Source organism: Siphonobacter curvatus (assembly GCF_002943425.1).
In the GTDB taxonomy this organism is placed as follows: domain Bacteria; phylum Bacteroidota; class Bacteroidia; order Cytophagales; family Spirosomataceae; genus Siphonobacter; species Siphonobacter curvatus.
In genome coordinates this window covers 272,518-296,332 of the sequence record NZ_PTRA01000005.1, presented here as the reverse complement: position 1 = coordinate 296,332, position 23,815 = coordinate 272,518, and the positions used below count along the sequence as shown (strand labels likewise).

Sequence of the window (23,815 nt, the reverse complement as noted above, 5' to 3'; positions counted from 1 at the left end):
CTTGATGAAGATGGTAGGGTTCTGGCCCATTCGTAGTATTCGGGTAAAGATAGGTCTGGTATTCGGACTTACCTTCTTCCTGGGGTTTGCCGCTGCGGCTACCTACGTATTCCATGAGGTCAAAAAGGTACTGATTCAGCAGGAAAATCGGGCGTTGATGGATCGGGCAACGCGGCTATCCGAACGGGTGTCGCTTTATCCGCTGGTGATTCCATTGCCCGAGTCGGGCGAAGTGCTGGCCCTTTGGTATACCACGGGCGATTCCTCCCGCCGTCTGTACCAGTCGCCGCAATTTCCGGAGCACCTGAGCAAAACCGGAACGACTACGGTGTTTTCATCCGATACCCTGCAATTGGCCCGGGTGAACCGAGATGCGGAGGGCGACTACGGAAAACTGACCACCATCGTGGGGCGTAGCAATCGCCCCCTGACCCGTCAACTGCAAAACATTGGCTGGTTACTGATCAGTACGCTGTTGTTGAGTATGATGATTTCGGGACTGGGAGCCTGGTGGCTGAGCGGCTGGCTGTTACGCCCCCTACAGGCCATCATTCAGTCGGCTCGTTCGGTTAATCTGGCTGGTGGGGTAACCCCCATACCCATGCCCCGGACCAGCGATGAAATACAGGAATTAGCGACGACCATCAACGACATGCTGGCCCGCATTCAACAGGCCGTGGATACGCAACACAACTTCTTTGCCGCTGCCTCGCACGAACTGCGTACGCCGCTAAGCATTCTGCGAACTGAAATCGAAGTCGCCCAGCGGGAGGCGATCAACGACCGCGAACGTTTTTTTCTGGCGAGTCAACTGGGCGAATTACGGCGACTGAGTCGGCTGGTGGACGATCTGCTGGCGATGAGTCAGCTTCGGGCAGGTACCCTGCAACTACGTCCGGAACCCATCGAACTCGATGATTTGACCTTGCAGCTAACGGAACGCTATCATGCCGTTCTGAAGCAGAGACAACTCTATTTGTCGGTGTATTTGGATGATACGGCTCCTTCGTTTCGCGTGGGGGCGGACGAAGACAAACTTACGAATGTGCTGCTCAATCTGCTGGATAACGCCACCAAGTACGCCCGACCACAAACGCAGGTGGATTTGCGACTGGAGATGCTCGACGAAAACGTGGTCTGGTCTTTGACTAACTTGACCAGTGGTCCGGTAGCCGATCCCGATCGGTTGACTCAGGAATTCTATCAGGCCGATACCCAGCACGATGGATACGGCTTAGGCCTCTGGATCAGTCAGCAAATGGTTCGACTCATGGAAGGGTCATTCACCGTAACGGCTACGGAGGATTCTTTTCGAGCCGAGATTCGCTTCAAAAGAAACCAGGACCCCGCTCGGTAAAACAGAGTCTTGGCTCATTCACCTCCACTATCCTTATCCTCTGGCATGGGCCAGCAGTAATTCACCGGAGGCTGAAAAACCGAAGCATAAACAACTACTCACCCACATCAATTTTGTACTCACTCGTAGTTCCCGCTGGCGGCGTATGCTGCTTAGTTACCAGAAACGTGTACCCACTGAAATGAGTCTGTAAGCAGGTCGTAATCAAGGAGGGCCGCAGGGTCGCGTCCTGAATGAGGGCCTCTTTGGCCGGAGCCATCGGTCCGGCGGGTCCTCCTGGCTTGGGACTTGGTCCCGCCGGTGTAACCTGCGTACCCCACGAATCAAAATGCAAAACGATACGCTGGCCGTTACTGAAAACCTTCACGTCGTAAGTAGTCGTCTCATCGTGTACGTGTTCCAGGAGCTGAGCAGAATGGCTCCTGATGCAAACGTCTTCTTCATTGGCTTATTTAGTGGTCTGACCAAAGGAAGATGCATTACCTCTATGCGATCTTACCGGAGCAATAGAACGGCCACTTGCGAACCGAAGTAAAGAAGCTAAATCGGTTGGTTTGATTTCCGGGAATTACCTCAGGAAATCAAACCAACTGGTTTTAGGAAAAGTCCGCTACTAACGGAGCAGAAATGACTTTCCATTGACAGTAAGAACCGAGGCTTCGATTACCTGTTGTTTTTGCAGGCGAACCTGACCCTCACCCGTGGGTTGGACGTATCCTTCTACTGAAACCGTACTTTCTTTCGGAGCGACCGCAATCACCTGGGCGGCGAGGTGAGGAGGTACGCGAACGAGGGTCTGGTCACTGAGGCGTAACCCACTTACCTGGCCCTGCTTGTTGAGCTGATAATCCAGTACTTTCCCCTTAAAAGTCGTCGGCGTTAACGTCGGTGGCGTAGCAGGTGCGGATGGAGGTGTATCGGTTATGACGGTTTGACCACTCGTCAGACTAACCAGCCGGAACAGGCTCTGTCCCTCGGGCGTGAGTTCCGAAGAACCCGTTATCGTTACCTGGCGGCCTGATTTACTCGCCGCCTGAATGGCCTGTCCCAGGTGCGGGGGAAACTGAACGGCTACCTTCTTTCCTTCGGTATGAAGCGTGAATCCGTCCAGAACCGACTCATCGTTGGCGGTGAAATCCTGCACAGTACCGCTCAGCGTCGTGAGGGCAACCAGCCCCGGTTGTTGAAGCGGGAGCGGCCCAGCGGGAGGACCGGGACGGAAGGCAGCGGGGCCTGGACCTACGGGAGGTTGTGCTTGAAGTGTAACGACACTCGCCATACCGGCGAGTACGAGAAGTGCGAATGATGGTTTGCTTTTCATAGGTCTGTTTTGATGACTTACGATGGCAAACCTACCGTACCCACTTAAGGACGATCTGAAGAAACGATTAATTTATCTTAAGCTTAGGATACAGATGAGGTTTTGAATCCGCTTCGCAATTCCGAGCCGGATTCAAAACCCTACGATTTCCCACGTTTCATTACAGAGCAAGTGACTGCGGACCAAATTCTTCAAAGCGAATGGAGGAAGCAGGAATACCCGCGGCCTGTAAATCCCTGAATTGTTTAGTAATGAATCCTGATGGACCACAGACGTAGTAAATGGCCTCGGGATTCAGAACGTAAGGGGGTAGCTGCGAAATATCAACGATGCCCGCCTGAACGCCCGCCTGCGAGCCGCCCAGCTCGGGTAACTGGCTGTAGAACAAGTGCGTGTGCAGGTGTGGATACGCCGCTTCCCATTCGGCCAATACGTCTTTGAAGGCGTGTACGCCCGCGTGCCGGCAGCCGTGAATCCAGTGAATGGGTTGCTCCGAGGAGGAATTCAGCAAATGTTCCAGCATACTCAGCAAAGGCGTTTGTCCAACACCGCCGCTGATGAATACACTGGGGCGGGAATCCGATAGCTCCAGTGTAAATTCCCCGGCCGGAGCACTCAAATCCAACGTATCCCCCTCCTGAATGTGGTCGTGCAGGTAATTACTGATCATACCGTTGAAACTGGGAATGGCGTTGGTTTCCCGTTTCACCGAAATCCGGTAATACCGCTGATTTGGAGCCGAAGAAATGCTGTACTGACGCGGCTGAAGCAACTGGAGCTGGGGCAGAAACACGCGTACGCTCAGGAATTGTCCCGGCCGGTGCGGGGCCACTGGACCGCCATCGACCGGGACCAGATAAAAAGATGTAATCTCGCTGCTTTCGGCCTGTTTAATTTCTATGCGGAAGGGCCGCCAGCCGGTCCAGCCGCCTTCCTGGGCTACATTCTGCTCGTATAGATCCGCTTCCACGCCTGCCATAAGCTTCGACAGTTGCTGATAAGCTTTAGCCCAGGCTTGTAGTAGTTCGGGCGTTGCCGCCTCGCCGAGTACTTCGCCAATGGAAGCCAGCAAATGGCGGCCCACAATGGCGTAATGTTCGGGCCGAATGGATAAACTGACGTGTTTGTGGCCGATGTGGTTCAGAACAGGTAAGAGTACCGAGGGATCGTCGATGTGTTCGGCGTAGGCCAGCACGGCCATCGCCAGAGCCATTTGCTGGCGACCGTTCTGCTGATTCCCCTGATTGAACGTATGTTTAAGCTCGGGATTGTAGCGGAACATGCGTTGGTAAAAGTGCGTCGTTAACTGTACGCCATTGGTTTTCAGGACGGGAACGGTGGCTTTGACGAGTTCTTTTTCTTCGGTGGTCATCATGGTCATCTATGAGAAACAGTGGTGAATTAAATAGTAAAAGACCTTTTAGTCTTTTGTTGAGATAAAAAAAAGAATCAGGCACTTTTTAATCGAACCAGACCTTGGGCAATCAAGTCATTGAAATCACCGATGGTAGACGATTGCAGCATTTTCTGAATCTGAGTCCGTACGCTTTTAAATTGCTGATGGATCGGGCAGGGATTACTTTCTGAACAATTAGGTAAGCCCAAACCGCAACCGCTAAACAGTTTGTCCCCATCAATGGCCCGCACGACGGCAGCCAGCGAAATATCCATCGCCGCTACGAAAAACCCGCCATTCGGGCCTTTCGCCGATTGCAGCAAGCCTTTCCGAGTCAAATCCTGAAGAATTTTGGCCAGAAAGGGTTCGGGAGCATCAATTGCCTGAGCAATCTGACGGAAACCAACTTTGTGCCCAGCGTCCGATTGCTGAGCAATGTAAAGTAGAGCCCGGATGGCATATTCGCAGGTTTTCGAAAACATCGGCGTATTAAACTTGGGACAAACGTACGCGGTTTTGAATAAAAGACAAAAATATCTTTTATTTATTTTTTGCCTGATTTTTTCGGTAGCCCACGCGTATCGGACTTTCCATTCCGCTCGGACGTGTGTTATGATTTTGTAAAAGTTTAGAGAAAACGGTACTTGCCTTTCCGAATGAACCTAGATTCACGCAGTCAAACCCTAGTAGGGGTGCATTCGCACATTCTAGACAAGAAAAGGCTTGAGCGAACTGCTTGTATCATTTAAGATTGTTAAACGTTTTACTGCATCAAATCTATTCTTTACGTACCATGAGCTTTCCACGTTATTTTGCGTATGCGATGCTTTTGTTGGCCAGCGTCCGGACCAGTTACGCTCAGCCGGGGGCACACAAGGCCGTATTCGTAATTGTCGATGGCATTTCTTACGAACAACTCAAAAAAATTCCGACGCCTCATCTGGATGCCATTGCCAAAGTCGGCGGTATGAGCAAAGCGTACGTAGGGGGTCAGAAACAGTCGTATTCACAAACTCCCACCATCTCGGCGGTGGGTTATAATAGCTTGCTGACGAGTACCTGGGTCAACAAGCATAACGTCTGGGATAACAGCATCCGGGAACCGAATTATAACTACTGGACGATCTTTCGCTTCTTTAAGGAAACCTATCCCCAGAAGAAAGCCGCCATTTTTTCCACCTGGCTCGATAATCGTACCAAACTGATTGGTACGGGTTTAGACCAGACCAATCAGCTGGAAATGGATTACTTCTTCGATGGTTTTGAACTGGATACGCTGCATTTCCCGCACGATAACAAATCCGAGTACATTCGCCGCATTGATGAAAAAGTCGTGGATGAGGCGGCGGCCTATATCCGTACCAACGCTCCGGATTTGTCTTGGGTCTATCTGGAATACACCGATGACATGGGCCACCGATACGGCAACAGTGAGGCTTTTACTAAAGCCGTTACGCTGATGGACGATCAAATGGGGCGTTTGTGGAAAGCCATTCAGGAGCGGGAAAAACTGGGTGAAAAATGGCAATTTTTTATTACTACCGATCACGGGAGAAGTGAACCCGTGGGAAAAGATCATGGTCGCCAGTCGGATGCCGAACGTAGTACCTGGATCGTAACCAACGCCAGCGGCTTGAACGATTACTTCCGCCAGTCGGCCAAGACGCAGGCGTACCCCGCTATTGTGGATATCACCCCAACGATTGGTCGGCATCTGGGAATCAATTTTCCGAAAGAACGGGCCTTTGAACTCGACGGCGTACCGCTGACGGGTAAACTTTCGATCAATCACCCCACTATCACCAAAGAAAACAAGCAGATCAAGCTTACCTGGCAGGCGGTTGATAAAACGGGCGAGGTAAAGATCTGGCTGGCCCTAACCAACGATTTTGAAAAAGGCGGCCATGACCGCTACCTGTTGATGGAGCAAGTCCCGGTAACGGCTGAAAAAGCAACACTAGATGTATCTAAGCTACCCGAAGGTTTCTATAAAGTCGTACTGGAAGGAACCTACAATACTGTAAATCGCTGGGTGGTGGAACGGTAAAGGATCGGTAACTAGTAAGCGAAGAGCCGCATGGGTTAGTTCATATAACCCATGCGGCTCTTCACCTGTACTAATGAATTAATTTGTGATTTGAGTAAGGTTTTGTTCCTTCTTTATTCCATTATGAGGATCTAAATAGCTAATCATTTTTACAAAATAGAAGCCACATAAAAACAAGAGAATTTCTTAACTAAATTGATTTTGTGTTAGCAATACAGTCGATTCTCTTTACGATTTAAAATAATAAATAATTCTTTTACCGTTATTTTTAAAACGCAATTAACCTTCTTTGAAAAGAAAATCACCTTGCCTTTATATTTTAATTTAGAACCAACCTCCCCTCTATGAAATGGCTTTATACGAGTATAGTAATGTTACTGTTTTCTTCCCTGTTATACGCACAGCGTACGTCCCGATTTGAATCCAGTCTATTCGTTGAAAAATTTAATTATTTCATCCGCGGGCGTACGGTGGATCCCGGTCCGGATTGGAAAGGGGATTACCTGCCACCACAAGCGAATGGATTTCGCCTGACTTCCGTAAACGGCTGCGTTTTTAAAGAAATGATCCATACGGGTCTGGGTCTTAGTTACGCCCGAATTGCCGGGATCAATGGTATGATGGCTTTTGCCGACCTGCGGGCAGACTTTTCTACGCAACGTTTCATTCCATATTTCTACCTGAATCCTGGCTATTCTCATTTCTGGAATCAGTACGAAAGTGGTACGGCTACCTTTCTATTGGAAACGGGTTTGGGTGCTGGTTATCGACTTAAAGGTAAAAGCCGTATACTCGCCTCCGTGGGCCTGTTAGGCATGCAACAGAGAGGTTACCTCACGGGTAAAATCGGCTTTACCTTTTGAAATTCATCCACTAATACGATTCATTTCACCAACCCATCCAATGATTAAATCAACTTTTTACGTACTGCTTTTTTTCTTCGTTACGGCTTTTACTGGAAAAGCGTACGCACAGGACCGTACCCGGGACGGGTTTTGGTTATCCTTAGCCGGTGGAGGTGCCGTAGGACAAACCAAATTTGCTAATCTAACGGGGGCCGTTGCTTACGAGTTTAAAAACAAACCAACGCTCCTTACCTTTCGCTGTTCGTATAATCTGGGGGTTTTCGAAAAGGAAAGCGTAACTCCTCTGATTGATGTGGCGGATGTAGGCTTACTCTACGGTTACAAAGTAGGAAAGTTTCGTTTTTCGGCGGGTGTGGGTGCGGTATGGGGTACCGATCGGGGAGTATATAAATACTACGATTCCGATCCATTACTCTACGGAAATAATGTGTACGAAAGCCTGGACTATACAACCATTGGCTTGCCCACCGAAATTCGTTTTATTACGGGAGGAAAAGATTTAGGAATCGGTCTGACGGCCTTTGGAAATGTAAACGCCAGGCGTTCTTTTTTCGGTTTAAACCTCGCCTTTTACCTGGGTGAACTCAAATAAATTAGGTAGTTCTACTGTATGTCCTGAAGCCAAAATTATCCATACATTAACTTTAGCAACCATCATTGATTCAGCCAATGCTTAAACGCAGGAGCTTTATCCTTACTGATGATAATATCCAGCGGTTCGTACGTACCTATTTGTACCTTAAGCTTGCCATTAAAGTAGTTGTGAATACTTCGGATACTACCTACGTGAATAATATACTGGCGATTGGCCCGGAAGAAATGCTGCGGATTTAAATCAATTTCCAGCTCTTCGAGTGTATGCGGAATCATGGATTTATCACCGCTTTTCGTGTGGGCGAAGGTGAGCTTGGCTTCCGAGAAAAAGAACTCAATATCTTCTACCAGCAGGGTGGTATAGCCATCGCGGTAGGGCAGCAAAAACCGCTGTCGGGATGGTTTCATCTGCTTCTGATACAAGGCTAGAAACTCGGCGTAAAGCGTAGCTGAGTCGGTGGTGGGTTGGGTAGGATGCAGCTGATCGAACTTATCCAGGGCCTGAGCTAGTTCGTCGGCGTCAATGGGTTTTAACAAGTAATCAATGCTGGTAACCTTAAAGGCCATCATCAGGTACTCATCGTAGGCTGTCGTAAAAATGATGGGGCTACTGACGGGTACCTGCGAGAAAATGTCGAAACAAATGCCATCCGCCAGCCGAATATCCATAAAAATTAATGGTGGCTTCGGCTGCGTTTTCAGCCAGGCCACACTTTCGCTAACGGTACCTAAAACCGCCAAAATCTGATGATTTGGGCGAAGGCTTTGCAGCAGTCGAATCAGACGGTTCACATTGGCTTGTTCGTCTTCAATAATCAAACAGGGCAAAAGGCTCGTATTCATTCGTACGTAGTGCTCAGGCTAAGACTGGATTGCGGGGCGTGTGGAAAATCAAATAGGGGGAGTTCTACCCAGAAGTGCTGACCATTGGCGTTTACCACCGGTACCTGACTGGAAAGAATGCGATACCGATTCTTAATGTTTTTCAGTCCCAAACCCGAAGAGGGTAGCGGCGTCGGAAAGGGCTGGATGTTGTTGGTCACGCACAGGCGATTGCCCACTTGTTCGATACAAATAGTTAAGGGTTCGGCTAGGGTCGCCCGGTTGTGCTTGATGGCATTTTCAATCAGTAATTGAATGGAAATGGGTGGAATCCACTTATGACCGAGTGACGGATTAAGGTCCAGTTCAATCAGCACCTGTTGCCCGTGCCGGATGCCAATCAGGTATTGGTAGGCTTTGACAAAAGCAATCTCGTCCTTCAGGGGTACTAAATCCTGCTTCATGTTCTGGATCATGTAGCGGTACACCTTGGCCAATTTATCCAGAAAGAGGGAAGCCTTGGAAGGATTTTCCAGAATCAGTTCGGATAAAGTACTGAAGTTGTTGAAGAGAAAATGCGGATCGAGCTGAAGCTTGAGCGATTGTAACTCCGCCTGCAGGGCCATTTCTTTCAGTTCCAGCGTCTTTACTTTCAGTTCGGCCGCTTCTTCCAGCGTGGTTTTCCAGCGGTTCAACAGAAAGTAACCCGTATGATAGGTGCTCACCATGAGAGCTACGATTAGATTGACGACGAGAAACTGCCAGGCTTCCAGTACTTCCTTAGGCGTGGGCGTTTCCGGATAAATCCAGGCATATACCTGATCCTCAATCAACAAAATGATCACACTGGCCAGTAGCGTACAGACGGTCTGCACAATAAACCGCAGGAGCGGTGAGCTCGACCAGGGAAACCAGCCTTCCAATCCATCGGCAATACCGATACTCACTTCGATCAACAGCCAGCAAAACAGGAAGGTAATGGTCAGATCCGTCGCCCACTGTTTGCAGACGAGCGTACTCCCAATATTCCAGAGCGAGCTTTCCGGATTAATGAGGTAATACAGCACGTGAATGGCCAGCATGACCACCGGGGTCAGGGCCAGTCGAATGTACCGTTTATAGGTACGACGATCCAGATGCAAAGGAGTGCCAGGCATACGCTTGTTGGAATTAACGCCAGCCACCGCCCAAAGCCCGGTAGAGCTCAATGGTAGCACTGGCTTTTTCGCGTTCTAATTGGGTGACGGCCAGTCGGGACTGCAAGTAATTACTTTGGGCGGTAATAATTTCCAGATAGTTCGCCATACCGTTTTTAAACAACAGCTCCGTTGAGCCGATGCCTTCTTCGAGGGCTTGTCGCCGGTTGGTAGCTGATTGAATCTGTTCTTCGAGTTTCTGGTTGGCTACCAGGGCATTCGATACTTCCATATAACCCGTGAGTACGGCCTGCTGAAAGGTAATGGCTGCCCGTTCCTGATCAATACGAGCTTGCTCCACCTGCGTTTTCAACTGGCGACGCTGGAAGATGGGCTGGGTGAGCCCTCCGGCGATGTTCCAGAAAAACGATCCCGGTACACTCAGCCAGTTTGAAGCCTGGAAGGAAGTAAGACCACTCTGTGCGGTAATGAGTAAGCGAGGATACAGGGCCGTTTGAGCAATACCCAGCCGGGCGTTGGCCGAGCGAAGGGCGTATTCGGCGGCGTGAATATCGGGCCGGGCTGCTAGTAGGGATACCTCATAGCCGCCTTTGGGGTTAATCGTAAATTCCGGACCGGTATGGGCCTGACGTAGAATCGCTTTGGCGTATTGTCCGCAAAGCAGACTTAAGGCGTTTTCCTGTTGGATAATACTTTGCTGAATTTGCGGAATCAGTTGCTTGGTGGCTTCGAGTTGAGCTTTGGCTTGCTGAATGGCCAGTTGCGTCGCTTCCCCGACGCGGTACTGGATGTTCGTAATCCGTACGGTAGAGTCACTCAACTCCTGACTATGGACGGCAATTTTGAGCTGTTCATCCAGCATCAATAGGTTGTAAAATCCACTGGCTACATCAGCTACCAGCCGCGTTTGTACGCCACGTTTGATTGCTTCGTTTTGAAGCAAATCCGACAAGGCTTGTTCTTTTTGTCGTCTGACGCGACCCCAGAGATCAATTTCCCAGTTCAGGCCCATATTCAGACTAAAGTCGCTGACATTTAGCGTACCAATAAACGCTTCATTACCCAGACCGGCGAAGCTGTTCCGGGCCGTTCGGTTGCGACTCACCTGCAATTGAGCGTTCAGATCAGGCAGGTAATTGAGTTTCACCTGCTTTAACGTGGTCTGAGCGTATTCGATGTTTTTAATGGCAATCCGCAAATCGTTATTGGACGTCAGGGCTGTATCAATCAATGCCTGAAGTAAGGGATTGGCGAAAAAATCCCGGAGGTGAGGCAGCGTAGCCAGACTAGAATCGGCGGGCTGATCGTTTCGAAACTGCCGGGGCGTCTGAGTATCGGGGCGTTTGAAATCCTTACTCACCCGGCAGGAGGTAAGCAGAACAAACACGAGTAGTAGGGAATAAAAGGCTTTCATGTGCTAATCAATCGATTAGATAAGGGAAATGTGGATGGAAGCAAACTCCGAACCCGCCTCACAGGCCAGCAAAAACGGGCCGGAGCTTACTACTCATCTATCGTTAACCTGGCTTATTTACGCCTATACAGGTTGGGGCCGGGAGCGTTTCCGGCTTATTTTTTCCTGTAAAGACTGGCAAAGGACAAACAGTAGTGGAATAATGAGCAACCCTAACAGGACGCCGGTGATCATTCCTCCCGCTGCACTGGTACTGATGGAACGGTTACCTACGGCGGAGGACCCCGTTGCAAACATTAGCGGGATCAAACCTGCCACGAAAGCCAGCGAAGTCATCAGAATGGGACGGAAACGTTGCCGGGCTCCTTCTACGGCCGCCTCCACAATACCCAGCCCCGACTGTCGGGCTTTGAGGGCAAATTCAACGATCAGAATCGCATTTTTAGCCAGCAATCCAATCAGCATGATCAAGCCAATTTGCACGTAAATGTTGTTAGTAATACCCGCCATGCCGATGGCCAGATACACGCCCAGTAAACCCGTCGGAATGGATAAAATAACGGCTAGGGGTAGCAGATAGCTCTCGTACTGAGCCGCCAGCAGGAAGTAGGTAAACACCACGCACATGCCGAAGATGAGTACCATCTGGCCCGCGGATTCTTTTTCCTCCCGGCTCAGTCCGCTCCATTCGTAACCGTAGCCCGCGGGTAATTTTGCCTGGAGAATACGCTCGGTAGCATCCATGCTTTGGCTGTTGCTGTAGCCTTCCTTGGCCAGAATATTGACGGTAATGCTGTTAAACAAGTTGTAGCGGTTGACCACGTCGGGGCCGTATACCTTGTGTAAGCGAACCAGGTTGCCAATCGGGATCATCTGACCACTCGCATTTTTGACAAAGACCTGATTCAGGGATTCTTCATCCATCCGGAATTGGCCTTCGGCTTTGACGTTCACCCGGTAGAATTTCCCGAAGCGAACAAAATCACTCGACTGGGCACCGCCGTAAAAGAGTTGCAGCGTCGTCATGACCTCGCGGGGCGTAGTGCCCAGCTGGTAGGCTTTATCTTCATCAACAATCACTTCAAACTGCGGGAAGTCACTGCGGAAAGTGGTGAACGCCGCTCCAATGGCCGGGTCCTGATTCAGAGCTCCAATGATTTGCTGAGCCTGGGTGTTAAAGCTGCTCAGATCGCCGCCCGTTTTGTCCTGTAGCACGAGTTCTGAGCCGTTTACGCTGCCAAAACCTTCCACGGGAGGTGATCGGAAGAGACTGAAATCCCCTTCCTTGACGTTGGCCAGCCGCTGGTTCATGGCTTCGATAATCTCGTTCATGTCCTGAATTTCTCCACGGTCCTTAATCGCTTTCAGCCGAATGAAGCCAACAGCGTAGGCGGGACCAGCACTGTTACTCAACAGGTTAAAACCGGATACGCTGGTTACGGATTCTACCTCCGGCATTTTCTTAACGGCCTGATCGATGCGGCGAATAGCGGCGGTCGTGAATTTTAGGTTATTGCCGGGAGGTAAGGAAAGCGAGTAGACAATGAAGCGATCGTCTTCGTTGGGTACGAAATCCTTGGGTGCCCGGCTCATCAGGAAAAAGGCCAGTCCGGTGACCAGGGCCAGAGCGGCAATCCCCACCCATTTGCGGGCAATGAGAAACTGGATGATACGGATGTACTTGGACGTCAGGTTGTCAAAACCCGCGTTGAAGGCCGTTACAAAGCGTTGACTGAAATTCTGCTTGGGCGTCTGACCATGCGTATTTTTCAGAAACAGGGCACACAGGGCCGGACTTAGCGTCAGGGCGTTGACGGCTGAAATCAGAATGGCACTCGCCAACGTAAAGGCAAACTGCTTGTAGAAAATCCCCGCCGGACCGCTCATAAAGCCTACGGGAAGGAACACGGCCGCCATCACCATGGTAATCGATAAAATGGCTCCCGTAATTTCCTGCATGGCGGAAACTGTAGCCTGTTCGGGTTCCAGATGTTCTTTTTCCATTTTGGCGTGAACGGCTTCCACCACGACAATGGCATCATCCACGACAATCCCGATGGCCAGTACCAGAGCAAAAAGCGTCAGTACGTTAATGGAAAAGCCGATAATCTGCAAAAAGAAGAAGGTACCCACAATGGCCACGGGTACGGCAATTGCTGGAATTAGCGTGGAACGCCAATCCTGCAAAAACAGAAACACCACAATAAACACGAGAATAAAGGCCTCCACCAGCGTCTGCTTCACCTGATCGATGGATTGATCGAGGCGTTCTTTCACGCTTTGGATGATGTCGTACTGCACGCCCTTGGGGAAGCGTTTACTGCTTTCATCGAGGGTTTTGCGAACGGCAATTTCAATTTCATTGGCATTGGAACCACTGACCTGCTGAATGGCGAGGGTAACGGCTGGTTTACCATCTTCTTTGTTATCGCTGTCGTAAAAAGCGGAACCGAACTCAATGCGGGCCACGTCCCGAAGCCGGAGTAACGATCCGTCGGGTTTGGCTTTCAGAATGATGTGTTCAAACTCTTCGGGTTTGTTGAGCTTGCCCTTGTATTTGACAATGTACTGTAGGGGAGCCTTCGATTCTTCACCCAGTTTCCCCGGCGAAGCTTCCAGACTACTGTTAGCAATGGCGGTTTCAATATCCTGCGGAACGAGGTTGTTTACCGTCAGCTTTTGCGGGTTCAGCCAGATTCGCATCGAGTAGTCCTTACTGCCGAAAATCTGCACGTTTCCTACCCCTTTGATCCGCTTAAGGGCCGGCACCAGGTTAATTTTGGCGTAGTTCTGAAGGAAAAGCTCATTAAACTTAGCCGAATCCTGACTCATCACGTTAAAGAACATGATGTTACTGTTCTGCTGTTTGATGGTCGTAATCCCCGCCCGAATCACTTCCGCGGGAATCTGACTGTTGACCTGAGCAACCCGGTTTTGTACGTTTACCGCTGCCTGATCGGGATTTGTGCCCTGATTAAAGATGACCTGAATGGAAAAGGAGCCATCGCTACCCGCCGTAGACTTGATGTACTGCATGTTTTCCACCCCGTTGATGGATTCTTCCAGGGGCGTAATCACCGAACGCGTGACGCTTTCACTGTTGCCACCAGGGTAGAGACCGGATACGTAAATGGTTGGGGGGGCAATGTCGGGGAACTGCATGACCGGCAGCTGGGTCAGGGAAATAAGGCCCAGCAGCACCAGTACAATGGAGATGACCGTGGCCAGTACGGGCCTATGAATAATTTGTTGAAGCATAAGGAGAAATGATTCGCCAGTGAGTACTGGCTACAGGAGATCGTTTACTGAACCGGTTGTACCTGCTCGCCTTCCGTTACCATTCCGGCGTCTTTGGCAATGATGCGGTCACCCGCGTTGACGCCTTTAACCAGCACGTAGTTATCGCCGCTTTTTCCGTTGACCTCAATCGGTACCCGCTCGGCGTGGTTATCCTTGGTCAGACGGAAGACGTAGAACTGATCCTGAATATCAGCCACGCCCTGCGTTGGGATGAGAATGACACTCTGCCGGGTTTCGGGCAGTACAATGCGACCCGTATTGCCCGAGCGGAGCAGATACCGGGGGTTGGAAAAAGCCGCCCGAACGCTGATACTACCCGTGCCCGTGTCAAACTTTCCGTCCACCATCTGTACTTTGCCGGGCTGCTCGAAAGGCTTCCCATCGGCGAGTACCAGCTGTACGTTCGGCAATTTTTGGAGGGTTTCGCTGAGGGACTGCGTAGAATTTCGGCTGAGCTGAAGAAAGTCCTGCTCGGTCATTGAAAAATAGGCGTAAACCTGACTGATGTCCGAAAGCGTCGTCATGGGTTCGGTATCGCTGCGGGAAGCCAGGTTACCGAGGCGTTTAGGAATCCGGCCAATGTAACCGCTGACGGGAGCCTTGACCAGGGTAAAGCCCAGATTGATCTGAGCCGTGGCGACGGCAGCTTGCTGCAGGGCCACGTTGGCCTTGGCCGTTTCGTAGGCGGCTTTAGCCGTTTTTAGCTGAAATTCGGAGGTGACCCGGTTCTGACTGAGTTCGGTGAATTTTTCAACTTCCAGCGTCGCTTTCTTTAATTCCGCCTGGGCGGCTCCCAGGTTGGCCTGAGCCGTATGCAGGGCTTCGCGGTAGGGAGCATCGGCTATTTTGAACAGCGGCTGACCCGCCCGGACAAACGCTCCTTCTTCAACGTAAATCTTTTCCAGATAGCCTTCTGCCTGCGGACGAATGTCAACGTTGACCTTGCCTTCAATGCGGGCGGGGTATTCTTTGTGAAGCGTTACGGAACGTTTCTGCAGGGTTAGTACGCTGCGTCGTTGCGGGGCAGCGGCCTGCGTGGTTTGGTTTTCTGCGGAGGAATGGCAACCAGCCAGGGTTATAAGAGCACCCAACAGCACCAACAACAGCGTATCGTTTTTCAAGAATGGGAAGTGTTTCACTTTGATTGCATTTTTAATGCAGCAAATATAGATAGGCCGCAAAGGTAGGATTCCTTTTTTGTTACCCAGTCTGTCAAACGGCCTACTCAGTCGGAAAGAACGCCGACTCATTCGTCTAGTTTAAAGAAGAATATGCAGGGAGTACAAAAAATTTACTTTCTCTTTGCCAACTATAGGTTGTATTGACGTGTCTGAGCGAAGTAACAAACCAATTTTCCTATGAAACGACTGCTCTCAGTACCCGTAGCATTAGTAGCGATGTATGCACTGGTGTGGATCTTCAGTGCCTGCCAAAAAGATGAACCAGAAGCGGTCTGTAAGAATACCTACGAAAATGTGGATGCCCTACTAAGCGAAGCCCAGGGAAAATGGGCTCTGGTCTCTTCTCAATCAGGCTGGACCAACCAAACTACTTTAATCGAAGATAATATTCGGATACAATTGGCTCAGGATCAGTCTATGATCGTTCTTAAGAACGATTCAACGGTACAAACGCTTCAATTTACGATCACTAAAACCAACGGGGTATTTGAGTACGCTCAAAGAAAGCAATCCGATGATAGAAGGGTATTGTTTTTAAGTAATGGGGAAATTTCACTTTGTGGGAACAATCAGCTTAGGTTAGATAACCGAATGGTGGACGGACCTTTGTACGTTTTTAAAAAAGTTGACTAAGGCGGGATAGAACTAGCTGTTGTTGAGGGAAATGGAGCGTTAACTCTAGTATTGAACCAATGAATGGGCGGTACGTAAGGTTCATGATTTTAACGTAAGAATACGGGCTAAGCGTATTTTTGCCCGTATTCTTAGTAGCAAACGAGACTCCTTTTGTAACTTTTCTGCCTACGCAGAGTAATCAGGTGTGTGTTCAACTTTTACCGGAAAACCTGATGAAATCGTATCGTTTCTTTTCCACTCTGTTGGGGTGGGCCGTCCTTCTCTTTTTGAGTTTTAGTACCTCTGCTCAGTCTACCGCCGCTACTGATTTGTTACTCCCCGCACCTAGTGGTAAGCATGGCGTCGGGCGGTACTGGTTATGCGTGAGGGATAGCTCCCGGGGAAACCGGGAAATCTCCGTATTCGCTTATGTTCCGACTGAGAAAACCAACCAAAGACAATTCGTAATTCCAACGCAAGCTTGGCGGAGTGCTTATTTGCCAGTACTGCAAAAAAAGCTGGGTGAGTCCGCCGCCAACGCGGTGGCGACGAGTAAAGCGTATCTAACCGAGCATCCAAGCCTGTCCGGCCGAAAGAAATGGCCTGTTATTCTGTTTGCTCCCGGTTTAGGCTGGTCTACGCTTGAGTACAGCTTTATTATTCAGGAACTGGTCAGTGCGGGCAACGTCGTTGTCGCGGTGAATTCTTCGCCGGTATCACCCGTCGTGCAAAGCCCAGTCGGTTCATTCGTAACGGAAAGCGTTTCCGGGGATAAATACCAGGTAGTGGCGGACGATCTTAGCTACGTGCTAAATCAACTTCACACAAAAGCGGCCGAGTTTCAACCGATTCTAGCACACGTTGACTTTCAGCGAATGGCGGTGCTGGGCCACTCCCTAGGCGGAGCAGCGGCTCTGTTGACGGCGAGTACGCACGAAAATCTGAAAGCGGCCATAAATCTGGATGGGGACCTAATGGAAGCCAGTGCCCAAGCCAAGCCGCATTGCCCGGTTCTGTTTCTCAATCAAATCCCTGCTCCAATGGAAAAACGGTCCTGGCAGGCTCTGAAGCAGGATTCGGATCGGGGCTGGCGGTATGAACAAATGGCAAAAACAACGGCTCAGGCTTCGCAGGGCCTGTACATCTCCATTGCCAGTATCTATCATTCCAATTTTCAGGACTACGCCTTACTAGCCCCCGATTTAATTCCCGAAACCATTCGAAAGGTGCGGTTAGGTCCTATCGATGGACGTACAGGGCTTCAGCGAATTACGTTTCTCTTGCGTACCTATCTCGATCAGGTATTAAAAGGTACAAAAGTGGATTGGCAGAGCATAAGCCGACAATATCCGGAGGTTCGGATTATAGATACCAAATCCTGAAGCAGTCGTTTGTCGTTAAACCCAAAGTCCTTCGCCCGCTGTACACTAAACGTTTCTGGCGGAGGATTTTTTGTTGCTTTTTCTAAAGTAGCCATTGAGTTTAGGTCATATAATGTATTGATAACCATTAATAAATTATTGTTTGAATATGAATTGTTCGCCATTGAATGTTAAAAAAGTTGCCTCAGTCTTTTTATCTGCTTTTATTTGCCTATCAATTTAGTAGATTAATAGGTTTTGTTGGGTCTTTCTTCCCTTTTGAATCAATGAACGGTTGTCACGAGCTTTCAGCGTGCTTTCTACGGCTTGAGTAAGGGAGTACCCCACCGGTTGTGCGTCTTTTTCAGACCTGTTTCAAAACTCTTTGTCATGCGATTTACCTTCAGCTATACGGTTATACTTATACTGTCCTTTGCTTCGATAGTTCAGGCTCAAAAAGCTCCCCGGCCCAACATCGTCTTTATTATTGCGGACGATCTGGGCTACGGCGATGTAGGATTCAACGGCCAGAAGAAGATCAAAACGCCCAACCTTGATCGGCTGGCCGCCGGAGGCATGCGGTTTACGCAGTTTTACGCCGGTACCTCCGTTTGTGCCCCTTCGCGGTCCTCTCTCATTTCAGGCCATCACACGGGGCATACGTACATCCGGGGCAACAAGGGCGTATTGCCCGAGGGGCAGGAGCCCATCGCCGACTCGGTCGTAACCGTGGCCGAAGTATTGCAACAGGCGGGGTACAAAACTGGGGCGTTTGGGAAGTGGGGCCTCGGACCCACGGGCTCCGTTGGCGATCCGAATCGCCAGGGCTTTGAGGCTTTCTACGGCTATAACTGTCAAACGCTGGCCCATCGGTACTATCCTAACCATCTCTGGGAAAATGACCGAAAGATTGTTTTGGAAGCTAATGAGAGCCTTCGTCAAACGAAGCAGTACGCTCCTGATCTCATTCAGGCCAAAGCACTGGACTTTATCGAAGCCCAATCCAACGACCAACCCTTCTTCCTGTTCTTGCCCTACATTCTACCCCACGCCGAATTGCTGGTTCCCGACGACAGTCTATTGCAGTACTACAAAGGGAAGTTTCCCGAAAAACCCTACGTGGGGCAAGATTACGGTGCCGAAGCGACCCGGGGCGGATACACTTCGCAGCCCTACCCACACGCTACCTTTGCGGCCATGGTGGCAAGGCTGGATTGGTACGTGGGGCAAATCGTAGCTAAACTCAAGGAAAAAGGGCTGGATAAGAATACCCTTATCATTTTTACCAGCGATAACGGACCTCACATCGAAGGCGGAGCCGATCCGGATTTTTTCGATAGCAACGGACCTTTCAAGGGGTACAAGCGGGATCTGTACGAAGGAGGCATTCGGGAGCCGTTCGTGGCCTACTGGCCCGGTACGATCAAAGCGGGTTCATCGAGTGCCTACCTGGGAGCCTTCTGGGATTTATTACCCACGTTCGGTGAACTGGCGGGTACGAGTGCTCCCCAAGGCATTGATGGGCTTTCGTTTGCGGCGACCTTGACGGGGCGTGGCAAGCAGCCTCAGCACAGTTACCTGTACTGGGAATTTCACGAACAAAACGGCAAGCAAGCCATTCGCCAGGGCAACTGGAAAGCTGTACGATTAAACGCGGGTCGTCAGCCGAATGGCCCGGTTGAACTATACGACTTGTTAAAAGATCCCGGTGAAACTACTAATCTAGCCTCGAAATACCCCGCGAAAGCCAAAGAACTGGGTCAGTTGATGAACCAGTCGCACGTTCCCTCGGCTTTATTCCCTTTTGGAACGGCGGAGAAGTAGCGTATCGTTTTACGAAGTGCATACATACGAGTTAAGACAAATCCCTGCTCAAACGCTTCTCTAAATCCCAGAAAAATTTTGCTGGATCTTAAAACGTATAGAGAATAGAGTTAGTGCTGATTCTGACGTAACGGTCTATTGTCTGTAAGGGTAAAGTCCGGTAAAAATAGATCACTTTAGTAACGTACCCGCGTGCCCGAATTCCGGTGCCCTGATGTAACTGCCTATGAAAAAAACGACGCTATCCGCCTGCTTGCTGACCTGCTTACTGAGTGTCGCCGGAGCCAGTCAGGCTCAGGTGAACTGGCCCGTAATTACCTTTCAGCATAAACCCTGGTCCCGTTGGTGGTGGGAGGGCAGTGCCGTTAAGAATCAGGAACTTCGTAAAGCCCTGGAAACTTACCAGAAAGCCGGTTTGGGTGGACTCGAAATTGTGCCGATTTACGGGGTGAAAGGCTACGAAAAAGATTTTCTCACTTATTTAAGTCCGCAATGGATGGAGGCTTTAGCGTATACCCTCCAGGAAGCCAAACGCCTGAATCTGGGGATTGATATGTCGCAGGGCTCGGGCTGGCCCTTTGGTGGCCCCTGGGTTACCGAGAAAGATGCCGCCAAAACGGTATATCACCAAACCTACGAACTCAAAGAAGGACAACACTTGGCGGAGAAAGTACTTTACTCGGTACCCGGATTCGTTCGAACGGCGAATCCAACGAAACTGGAGTTGTCGCAGGTAAAAGCCCCTTTATCCGCTAATACTAATCTGCAGGAGCTAGCTCTGGATCAGATTCAGTACCCCGCACAGCTCAAAGCCCAGCGGCTGGTGGCTCGAAATCAGCAGGGTACCACGCTGGATCTGACCAGCAAACTCGACGAGAATAATACCCTCAACTGGCAGGCACCCGCCGGATCATGGAAACTACTAGCTCTCTTCGAAGGCATGCACGGAAAGATGGTTGAACGGGCGGCCCCTGGCGGGGAGGGTTACGCCATCGATCATTTCTCGAAAGTCGCTACGGATCGGTACCTGAACCAATTTGATCAGGCATTCAAGGGTCATACGCTGAAAGGCTTACGGGCGATGTTCAACGATTCCTACGAGGTGGACGACGCCCGGGGCCAATCCAACTGGACGCCGGAATTCTTTGCCGAATTCAGGAAACGTCGGGGCTATGCACTGGAAGAGCACCTCTTCGATTTATTAGACAAGGGCGAAAACCAACTCGGCGTTTTATACGATTACCGACTAACCATCAGTGAATTATTGCAGGAGAATTATACATCAGCCTGGCGAAAATGGGCGAATCAGCGGGGCTATCCCATTCGTAATCAGTCCCACGGCTCACCCGCCAACATTCTGGATTTGTACGCCACCTCCGATATTCCAGAAACTGAAGGCCGGGATATTTTCCGTTTTAAGTTCGCTTCCTCGGCTGCTCATGTAACGGGCAAAACGCTCGTTTCCTGCGAGGCGGCTACCTGGCTTAATGAGCACTTTGTCTCCACGCTGGGCGATGTCAAGCGGGCTACGGATCTGTACTTTCTGGGCGGCGTGAATCACCTGTTTTACCACGGTATTGAATATTCGCCTAGTACCGACCCCTGGCCGGGCTGGTTGTTTTACGCGGCTGTCCATTTTCAGCCCACCAACCCCTTCTGGCACCATTTCCCAACGCTCAACCAGTATATTGCCCGGTCGCAGTCCTTTCTTCAGCAGGGTCGGGCCAATAACGATGTCCTGCTGTATTATCCGCTAGCCGATAAGTACAACGAACCCGGTCGCGAGTTGCTGCAACACTTTGATGGCATGGAGAAGGGTTTTAAAGGTACCGTTTTTGAAGCCAGTGCCGAAGAAATGCAGGCGAAAGGTTACGCGTTTGACTATATTTCGGATAAACAAATCCTGACGTTACAGACCCAGCAAAAGCAGCTGATTAGCCAAGGAGGCCGCTACCAGACGCTCGTCTTGCCCGCCGTGCACTACCTGCCCCTAGCAACGCAAAAAGCTCTCTTGCAACTAGTACACAACGGAGCCACGGTCATCTTTTACAAAAACCGTCCCGAGCGGGTGCCGGGCCTTTTCCAGCACGAAAGCCAGCAAAAGGCTTTTGACGAAGGTTTCGCGGGTTTACAATGGTCGAAATCGGAGGCTGGTCAGCGGGCCGTCTGGGGTAAAGGTCAACTGTTGTTGGGTAATGATTTGACCGAGTTATTTGAGCAGGCTGGGGTACGGCGGGAAGCGATGGTAGCCGAAGGGATTCAGTTTAGCCGCCGGTTGATCGGATCAAAGACCTTGTACTTTATCCTGAATACCAACAAAAAAGCCTGGGATGGCTGGTTGCCGCTTTCAACCAGGGCCGCCTCGGTTGCTTTATACGATGCGTATACGGGCAATAAGGGACTCGCCCGCCTGCAAGACGGAAAAGTTTGGGTTCAACTAGCCGCCGGAGCCTCGTTGTTGCTGGAAACGGCACCTACCCAACAGACGGGCACACCCTTTCCCTATTACAAAACAGCTGGAGCGAAAACAGCCCTGAAGGGTCCTTGGAAGGTACACTTTAGGGAAGGAGGCCCAAGGTTACCGGCAGATCTAGAACTAACTATATTAAAACCCTGGACGGAGGTCAACCAACCTGAATTACTGGAGTTTTCGGGACTGGCTAGTTACCAAACTACGTTTACGAAACCCGAAGGTTCAGCCAAACGCTGGTTGTTGCAACTGGGTAAACTTCATGGCAGTGCCGAAGTGCTGGTAAACGGAACATCAGTGGGCACTTTATTGGAAGATGATCAGCAGGTAGTGCTCGAAGAACGCTGGTTAAAAGCTAGTAATAGTCTGGAGATCAAAGTAGCCAATGGCATGGCTAATCGCATTATTAGTCTGGAGAAGCAGGGTGGGGCGTACAAGAAGTTTTATAATACCAACTTCCCGGCCCGGCTCAAAGAAAACGTGGGTAAAGATGGCCTGTTTACGGCCAAAGACTGGAAGCCCCTGCCGTCCGGACTGGAAGGGGAAATCACGATTCAGCCCATTGAGTAAGTTGCCCGTACAGGTGAAGGTTTCATTCACTCGGGTGGAAGCTTTATTTCGATTCAAAATGAACAGGAAGGAATTGGATAGTCCGCCCCCCTATTCAAGCTACTCTTTTAAACTTGAGTCCGATCGGACAGATCGTAAGTCAGGTATTTAAGCAAAAAGGCCAAGCGTTTTACACCAGGCAAAAAATTGAAAAAGGGCGGTTTGGTTTAATTCTGGGTACGTGAAGATTTTATGAATCCGGGATACATCAGACCGGAGATTCGAGGAAATACCGTCCTGCAAAAAGAGAAAAACCAGTTTTTGCTGGTGAAGTAGCTGTCGAATCGATAACCGGTCTTCGGTACGGGACGCAAGGGTGTCGTTGCCTTTAAGGAGGTCCGGGGTAAGGAATGAATAGGCTGAGCTTACGGTAGCTAACGCGGGCTGAACGATCACAATAGCATCCGAAATTTTTAACCCCGGTGTTTCCGCGTCAGACTGGTCGGCATCTAAACTTTGTAAATAAATTTCATTACCCTTATTCCATAGATAATCCGCTACATCAAACGTTAGCGAATCTTCCGCCTGGGTGTCTCCGATGATTAGAAATTTCATAACTAAGTGGGTCTGTTACTGCTATAAATCGGGGTGTCTCTTACCGAGAGGCTTACTCGGAAACGTGTAGTTTTCGGAAATCCGTGGGGGACTTCCCAACGAGCTTGCTAAACAAACGGGTGAAATACTTCCCGTCTTCGTAACCCAGGCCATAAGCAATTTCCTTGACGCTTTGGGTCGTGTAGAAAAGCTGTCGTTGAGCCTCCTGGATTACCTCCTGCTGAATAAAATACGTCGAAGGAAAACCCGTAACCGATTTTACCGTATCGTTTAAGTAACTCACCGTAATGTTGAGCATCGCGGCGTAATCCGCGGGTCTTTTCAGGTTCAGAAAATGGACTTTCACCAGTTGCTGAAATTTCTTCGATAGGTCAACGCTTCGCAGGGTATGCTGCTGAATGCGTTGCTCTTCCTGGATCTGAAAGAGATGAGCGGCCTGATAAAAAAAGGCATTCAGCAAGTGCTGCAACAGCTGAACCTGAAAACGCTCGGGCTGCCCGGCATGGACCCGCGTATGAATGAGCTTAAACAGGTGAATGAACCAATCCAGGCTGGACGCGTCCAGACGCATGAGTACGATTCGGGAAAAAGCCTGATCAATCACGGTGCGGGCTTTGGGATCAATCAGAGCCGCATCGCAGGCCAGCATCCAGCCGTGAGCCTGCCGGGCAAAACCCAACTGGTGGACTTGTCCGGGACAGGAGATTAACAGACTCGATGTACCGACTTCCATCTGCTGAAAATCAATGCTAAAATTAACCGCCCCCCGTTCCAGCAAAAAACAGCAGTAGTGATCATGGCGATGAGGAAGCATGCTTCGATCCTGGTCAAGTACCTCGATTTCATCAAAAGAAAACGACTGAATCTCAATGCCCGATAGGCTTTCAATGAGCGAGTAAAGGGCTATGGTTTCCTGGGTCATGGCT

At 50.1% G+C, this 23,815-nt stretch carries 19 protein-coding genes; 8 read left to right on the top strand and 11 right to left on the bottom strand.

Translation table 11 applies throughout. The features are described from left to right. Nucleotides 1-4: 4 nt before the first annotated feature. Complete coding sequence (locus C5O19_RS21335; RefSeq protein ID WP_104715403.1) at nt 5-1,357, top strand: HAMP domain-containing sensor histidine kinase; 1,353 nt, start codon at nt 5-7, stop codon at nt 1,355-1,357. Nucleotides 1,358-1,451: 94 nt separating this feature from the next. On the opposite strand, the gene C5O19_RS21330 is transcribed toward C5O19_RS21335, so the two are convergent. The 4 genes from C5O19_RS21330 to C5O19_RS21315 form a co-directional block, all read right to left on the bottom strand. After that, on the bottom strand, nt 1,452-1,691 hold the full coding sequence (locus tag C5O19_RS21330) for a hypothetical protein (protein ID WP_133163420.1): 240 nt from the start codon (nt 1,689-1,691) through the stop codon (nt 1,452-1,454). Nucleotides 1,692-1,970: 279 nt separating this feature from the next. After that, nucleotides 1,971-2,678 (bottom strand): hypothetical protein, encoded by a 708-nt coding sequence (locus C5O19_RS21325; RefSeq protein ID WP_133163418.1) that lies wholly within the window; start codon nt 2,676-2,678, stop codon nt 1,971-1,973. A gap of 160 nt (nt 2,679-2,838) precedes the next feature. Then, on the bottom strand, nt 2,839-4,053 hold the full coding sequence (hmpA, locus tag C5O19_RS21320; protein WP_243406468.1) for an NO-inducible flavohemoprotein: 1,215 nt from the start codon (nt 4,051-4,053) through the stop codon (nt 2,839-2,841). Between the two features lie 74 nt (nt 4,054-4,127). Then, entirely contained in the window at nt 4,128-4,556 is a 429-nt protein-coding gene (locus tag C5O19_RS21315; RefSeq protein WP_104715400.1) for an RrF2 family transcriptional regulator, read from the bottom strand. A 311-nt stretch (nt 4,557-4,867) separates the two neighbouring features. Between C5O19_RS21315 and C5O19_RS21310 the strand changes: the two genes are divergently transcribed. The 3 genes from C5O19_RS21310 to C5O19_RS21300 all read left to right on the top strand — a co-directional run bounded on the left by C5O19_RS21310 (nt 4,868) and on the right by C5O19_RS21300 (nt 7,579). Next, nucleotides 4,868-6,121 carry an alkaline phosphatase family protein gene (locus tag C5O19_RS21310; RefSeq protein WP_104715399.1) on the top strand — a complete coding sequence of 418 codons (1,254 nt, stop codon included), beginning with the start codon at nt 4,868-4,870 and terminating at the stop codon, nt 6,119-6,121. A gap of 344 nt (nt 6,122-6,465) precedes the next feature. Beyond that, complete coding sequence (locus C5O19_RS21305; RefSeq protein ID WP_133163417.1) at nt 6,466-6,984, top strand: hypothetical protein; 519 nt, start codon at nt 6,466-6,468, stop codon at nt 6,982-6,984. A 40-nt stretch (nt 6,985-7,024) separates the two neighbouring features. Continuing rightward, nucleotides 7,025-7,579, top strand: a complete 555-nt coding sequence (locus C5O19_RS21300) for a hypothetical protein (protein WP_104715397.1) — start codon at nt 7,025-7,027, stop codon at nt 7,577-7,579. A gap of 62 nt (nt 7,580-7,641) precedes the next feature. Here the strand turns inward: C5O19_RS21300 and C5O19_RS21295 are convergent, their stop codons facing one another. From C5O19_RS21295 to C5O19_RS21275, 5 genes are all read right to left on the bottom strand, one after another. Beyond that, the gene (locus C5O19_RS21295; protein ID WP_207766498.1) at nt 7,642-8,424 is read right to left on the bottom strand and encodes a LytR/AlgR family response regulator transcription factor; all 783 of its coding nucleotides are present in this window, start codon (nt 8,422-8,424) and stop codon (nt 7,642-7,644) included. Beyond that, complete coding sequence (locus C5O19_RS21290) at nt 8,421-9,560, bottom strand: sensor histidine kinase (RefSeq protein WP_104715396.1); 1,140 nt, start codon at nt 9,558-9,560, stop codon at nt 8,421-8,423. The genes C5O19_RS21295 and C5O19_RS21290 overlap by 4 nt, the downstream gene beginning before the upstream one ends. Before the next feature lie 13 nt (nt 9,561-9,573). Continuing rightward, nucleotides 9,574-10,974 carry an efflux transporter outer membrane subunit gene (locus tag C5O19_RS21285; RefSeq protein ID WP_104715395.1) on the bottom strand — a complete coding sequence of 467 codons (1,401 nt, stop codon included), beginning with the start codon at nt 10,972-10,974 and terminating at the stop codon, nt 9,574-9,576. 123 nt (nt 10,975-11,097) lie between these two features. Continuing rightward, nucleotides 11,098-14,232, bottom strand: coding sequence for an efflux RND transporter permease subunit (locus tag C5O19_RS21280; protein ID WP_104715394.1), 3,135 nt, complete (start codon nt 14,230-14,232; stop codon nt 11,098-11,100). Nucleotides 14,233-14,276: 44 nt separating this feature from the next. After that, nucleotides 14,277-15,395, bottom strand: a complete 1,119-nt coding sequence (locus C5O19_RS21275) for an efflux RND transporter periplasmic adaptor subunit (protein WP_165796088.1) — start codon at nt 15,393-15,395, stop codon at nt 14,277-14,279. A 237-nt stretch (nt 15,396-15,632) separates the two neighbouring features. On the opposite strand from C5O19_RS21275, the gene C5O19_RS21270 reads away from it, so the two are divergent. From C5O19_RS21270 to C5O19_RS21255, 4 genes are all read left to right on the top strand, one after another. Next, on the top strand, nt 15,633-16,088 hold the full coding sequence (locus C5O19_RS21270; protein WP_104715392.1) for a hypothetical protein: 456 nt from the start codon (nt 15,633-15,635) through the stop codon (nt 16,086-16,088). 215 nt (nt 16,089-16,303) lie between these two features. Continuing rightward, nucleotides 16,304-17,452 (top strand): alpha/beta hydrolase, encoded by a 1,149-nt coding sequence (locus C5O19_RS21265; RefSeq protein ID WP_133163416.1) that lies wholly within the window; start codon nt 16,304-16,306, stop codon nt 17,450-17,452. Between the two features lie 369 nt (nt 17,453-17,821). After that, nucleotides 17,822-19,255, top strand: coding sequence for an arylsulfatase (locus tag C5O19_RS21260; RefSeq protein ID WP_104715390.1), 1,434 nt, complete (start codon nt 17,822-17,824; stop codon nt 19,253-19,255). A gap of 226 nt (nt 19,256-19,481) precedes the next feature. Then, nucleotides 19,482-22,295, top strand: a complete 2,814-nt coding sequence (locus C5O19_RS21255) for a glycosyl hydrolase (RefSeq protein WP_104715389.1) — start codon at nt 19,482-19,484, stop codon at nt 22,293-22,295. A gap of 147 nt (nt 22,296-22,442) precedes the next feature. On the opposite strand, the gene C5O19_RS21250 is transcribed toward C5O19_RS21255, so the two are convergent. Both C5O19_RS21250 and C5O19_RS21245 read right to left on the bottom strand, forming a co-directional pair. Further along, a complete protein-coding gene (locus C5O19_RS21250; RefSeq protein WP_104715388.1) occupies nt 22,443-22,889 on the bottom strand; it encodes a hypothetical protein in 447 nt (148 codons plus the stop codon). 52 nt (nt 22,890-22,941) lie between these two features. Next, nucleotides 22,942-23,811 carry an AraC family transcriptional regulator gene (locus C5O19_RS21245; protein WP_104715387.1) on the bottom strand — a complete coding sequence of 290 codons (870 nt, stop codon included), beginning with the start codon at nt 23,809-23,811 and terminating at the stop codon, nt 22,942-22,944. Nucleotides 23,812-23,815: the final 4 nt, after the last annotated feature.